General features: G+C 67.1%; 3 protein-coding genes. All 3 read left to right on the top strand.

The window, feature by feature from the left end; translation table 11 throughout:
- The first annotated feature begins 157 nt into the window (after positions 1-157).
- Genes ELR45_RS10210 through ELR45_RS10200 form a run of 3 tightly spaced genes read left to right on the top strand, consistent with a single transcriptional unit; the run spans position 158 to position 4,010 of the window.
- Entirely contained in the window at positions 158-1,468 is a 1,311-nt protein-coding gene (locus ELR45_RS10210) for a sugar ABC transporter substrate-binding protein (RefSeq protein WP_129665872.1), read from the top strand.
- Between the two features lie 5 nt (positions 1,469-1,473).
- Positions 1,474-3,102: an ABC transporter permease subunit gene (locus ELR45_RS10205; protein WP_240759468.1), complete on the top strand. Its 1,629-nt coding sequence runs from the start codon at positions 1,474-1,476 to the stop codon at positions 3,100-3,102.
- Positions 3,102-4,010, top strand: coding sequence for a sugar ABC transporter permease (locus ELR45_RS10200; RefSeq protein WP_129665618.1), 909 nt, complete (start codon positions 3,102-3,104; stop codon positions 4,008-4,010). Before ELR45_RS10205 ends, ELR45_RS10200 begins: the two co-directional genes overlap by 1 nt.
- The last annotated feature ends 182 nt before the right edge of the window (positions 4,011-4,192 follow it).

The following is a 4,192-nucleotide window of genomic DNA, read 5'->3' as shown; positions in this document are numbered from 1 at the left end:
CCGTCGTACGCACCCCGGCGCCGCAACGATATGGAGGTGGTCGCCACGCATGACGACCGGCGACGGCCGTAGCAGCTACGTCAATCAGCATCCACCGGGTCGCAGCGCCGCGATCAAGGACGTGCGCGCTGTGGCACTCGATCGGAAAGGTTCCGCCATGCGCAAGACATCCATCCGGCTCGCGCCCTTCGCGGCCGTCCTCCTCGTGGCCGCGTGCGGCGGTGGTGACGACGCGGCTGACGAGACGCCGGCCGCGGACACGGCTACCGAAGACGTCGCCGAGTCCGATAACGAGGACGAGACGGAAGACGAGACCGATGACGAGAGTGCGGCGGCCGCCAGCGGCACTCTGACCATCTGGGTCGACGAGAACCGCGAGCCCGCGGTCGCCGCGGCGGCGGAGGCCTTCACGGAGGAGACCGGTGTGACGGTCGATCTCGTGCAGAAGAATTTCGAGGACATCCGGGCGGATTTCCTCGCACAGGTACCGACGGGCGAAGGGCCGGACATCACGGTCGGGGCGCACGACTGGCTCGGCTCGCTCATCGTCAACGGCGTCGTGGACTCTGTCGACCTGGGCGCGTCTGCCTCGGAGTTCGAGGACGTCGCGATCGAGGCCATGACGTACGACGGTCAGCTGTACGGTTTGCCGTACGCGCTGGAGAGCGTCGGTCTGGTACGCAACACCGAGCTTGCCCCGGATCCGGTCGCGGAGACCTTCGACGAGATGATCGCCGATGGGGAAGAGGCCGGCGCTCCGCTGCCGTTCGTCATCAACACCAACGGCACCACCGGTGACGCCTATACCTACTACGCCTTCCAAACGTCCTTCGGTGCGCCGGTCTTCGTCCAGAACGCCGACGGCTCCTACACGAACGAGGTCGGCATGGGCGGGGACGCCGGCTACGACTTCGCCGAGTGGCTCGGGGAGAACGGCATGGACGGGTCCGGGCTGTTCAGTACGGACTGGACGATCGACATCGCGGACCAGGAGTTCTCCGACGGCAACGCGCCGTACACCGTGGCGGGCCCATGGGCGATCGGAACGTACGTGGACGCGGGCATCGAGGTGGCCGTCGACCCGATCCCGTCGGCCGGCGGTGAGACCGCCGCCCCGTTCGTGGGCGTGCAGGGCTTTTTCGTGTCGGCGCAGAGCGAAAACGCGCTCGTGGCCGCCGATTTCCTCACCAACTACGTCGCGACGCCCGAGGCCATGCGTGCGCTGCACGACGCCGACCCGCGCATCCCGGCGATGAGCGTCGTGGCGGAGGACGTGGCCGAAGACCCGGTCATCGCCGGCTTCCTCGCGGCTGCCCAGAACGGCGCGCCGATGCCGTCCACCCCGGAGATGGCCGACGTCTGGGAGCACTGGAACGCGGCCCAGGCGGCGATCGTCTCCGGCTCGGCCGAGCCGGAGGAGGCTTGGGACAAGATGCTCGCCGACATCGACGCCACGCTCGGCGGGTGACCCATATGCCCGAGGCCGGTATGGCCGGCTCGCCGCGGGGCGTCCGCGGCGGGCCGCCCGACCGCGGCGAGTCGCATGCCCGCTCCTGGCGCGGCGCCGGCTGGGGATTCGTCGTCAAGCTGATGCTCATGGCGGCCGTCAACGCGGTTGGACTGGCTATCGTCTGGTCGGCCTACGTCGAGGGCTCGTGGGGCATCCTCGCCGGCACGCTTGCCCTCACGGCGGCAGCCGACTGGGTGTACTTCAGCAAGCGCTCCCTGCCGGCCAAGTATCTCTTCCCCGGCCTGGCATTCCTGCTGATCTTCCAGCTCTTCACCATGGCTTACACCTTCAACGTGGCCATGACGAACTACGGGACGGGCCACAACGGCACTCAGCAGCAAGCGGTCGACGCGCTGCTCATCCAGAACGAGCGGGCCGTCGACGATGCCCCCGAATACCCGTTGACGATTGTGCGGCGCGACGACGAGCTCGGCTTCGCGGTCGTCGACGACGGTCAGGCGATGGTCGGAAGCTCGGACACCCCACTGGCCTCGGAACCCGCGGCGACCATCGACGGCGACCGGATCACCGTGGTGCCGGGCTGGGACGTCGTCGACCGGGGCACACTCCTGGCGGATCAGAGTCTGCAGCAGCAAGTCTTGGATCTGCGGGTACCCGTGTCCGACGACGCCGACGACGGTTCGATCCGTACCCGCGAGGGCACCCGGGGCACCGTGTACCGATCCACGCTCGACTGGGATCCGCAGGCCGAAACGCTGACTGACACCGAGACGGGCGTCGTCTACGCCGCGCGCGACGATGGCCGGTTCGTCGCCGACGACGGCACGGCGCTACCGGTCGGCTGGGAGGTCTACGTCGGGTTCGACAACTTCGTGCGTGGGTTCACCGATTCCAACTACGCGGGACCATTCTGGCGCATCACGGCCTGGACCTTCGCGTTCGCCATCCTTACCGTCGTGACGAGTTTCCTCATGGGCATGGCGATGGCGGTGGTGTTCAACGACGAGCGCATCCGGGGGCGGAAGCTGCTGCGGACGTTGTTCATCCTGCCGTACGCGTTCCCCGCGTTCCTGTCGGCGCTGCTGTGGCGCGGCATGCTCAACGCGAATCCGGACTACGGGATCATCAACGATCTGTTCCTCTTCGGCGCGCGGATCGAGTGGTTGAATGACCCGTGGCTCGCCAAGCTCGCGATCATCGGCGTGAACCTGTGGCTGAGCTTTCCCTACTGGTTCCTCGTCTGTACGGGAGCCTTGCAGTCACTGCCGAATGACGTGCTCGAGGCAGCGCGCATCGACGGTGCCGGCTGGTGGCGAACCTGGACGTCGATCACGCCGCCACTGCTGCTCATCTCGACGGCGCCGCTGATCATCGCGTCGTTCGCGTTCAACTTCAACAACTTCACGATCATCTACATGCTCACCGAAGGTGGGCCGCGCTTCACCGACACGTCCGCGGTGCTCGGGCACACCGACATCCTCATCACGATGATCTACCAGATCTCGGGCGTCGCCGGTGGCCGTGCCGACTTCGGTCTGGCGAGTGCGCTGTCGATCATCGTGTTCCTCGTCGTCGGTGTGATCTCCGCGTTGACATTCCGGCGAACCCGCAGACTCGAGGAGATCCTGTGATGGCCACGACGGTGAACGCCGACCCGGTGCGGGCCGATCGGGAGCGCGAGCACGCTGCCGCCCGGCGACGACGCTGGCTGGCGGAGGTGGGCTGGAAGTATCCGGTGGCGGTGCTGCTCGTGTTCTACGCGGCGTTTCCGCTGGCCTACGTTCTCTCAGCGGCCCTGGCCTCCTCCGGGACGCTGACCGGCTCGACGGAGCTGTTCCGGTCGGTCTCCACGGCCAACGTCACGGCGCTCGCCGACACCCAGTTCTTGACGTGGATGGCAAACACCCTCATCATCGCGGGGTCGACGTCCGCCGGCTCGGTGCTCATGGGCGCGGCCGCCGCCTACGCGTTCTCCCGGTTCCGGTTCGCCGGCAGGCGTGGTGGGCTGACCGCGCTGCTCATCATCCAGATGTTCCCGCAGTTCCTCGCGTTCATCGCGGTATTCCTGCTGCTGCTGGCGCTCGGCGACGTCGTGCCTCCGCTCGGCCTGAACTCGAGGCTCGCCCTGATCTGCGTGCACCTCGGCGGGGCACTCGGCACCAACACGTTCCTCATGTACGGGTTCTTCAACACGATCCCACGGGAGATCGACGAAGCGGCCAAGATCGATGGCGCCACCCATGCCCAGACCTACTGGACGATCATCCTGCGCCTGGTCACGCCGATCCTGGCCGTCGTCGGGCTGCTGTCGTTCGTCGCTGCTTTTGGCGACTTCATCCTGGCCCGTATCATCCTCACCTCCGAGAGCAACTGGACCCTCACGGTCGGCATGTACGCGTGGGTCTCCAATGAGCTCAATGCGAACTGGGGCTTGTTCGCCGCCGGCGCGGTGATCGCGAGCCTGCCGATCCTCGCGCTCTTCCTGATCCTGCAGAGATACATCGTCGGCGGCCTGACCACAGGGTCGGTCAAGGGTTAGCCCCCGAAGGACCACAACGAGCACCGGACCGAGCGTCGGTCAAGGTCGATCGACGCGGAGGGGAGATGTCATGACATTGCACCAGCGAGGTGGTACCCGTGGTCTGACCGTCATAGCCGCGGCCGGGACACTGCTGCTGGCGACACTCGCGGCAGCCGCCGCGGACGAGGATGGGCCGGTGG

It is taken from the genome of Phytoactinopolyspora endophytica, from assembly GCF_004138495.1.
Classification (GTDB): domain Bacteria; phylum Actinomycetota; class Actinomycetes; order Jiangellales; family Jiangellaceae; genus Phytoactinopolyspora; species Phytoactinopolyspora endophytica.
The sequence above is the reverse complement of the archived record's forward strand: the minus strand, read 5'-3'. Positions and strand labels throughout refer to the sequence as shown.

Coding starts and splice junctions, on each gene's coding strand:
- ELR45_RS10210 (WP_129665872.1), top strand. CDS start 158: ATGCGCAAGACATCCATCCGGCTCGCGCCCTTCGCGGCCGTCCTCCTC.
- ELR45_RS10205 (WP_240759468.1), top strand. CDS start 1,474: ATGCCCGAGGCCGGTATGGCCGGCTCGCCGCGGGGCGTCCGCGGCGGG.
- ELR45_RS10200 (WP_129665618.1), top strand. CDS start 3,102: ATGGCCACGACGGTGAACGCCGACCCGGTGCGGGCCGATCGGGAGCGC.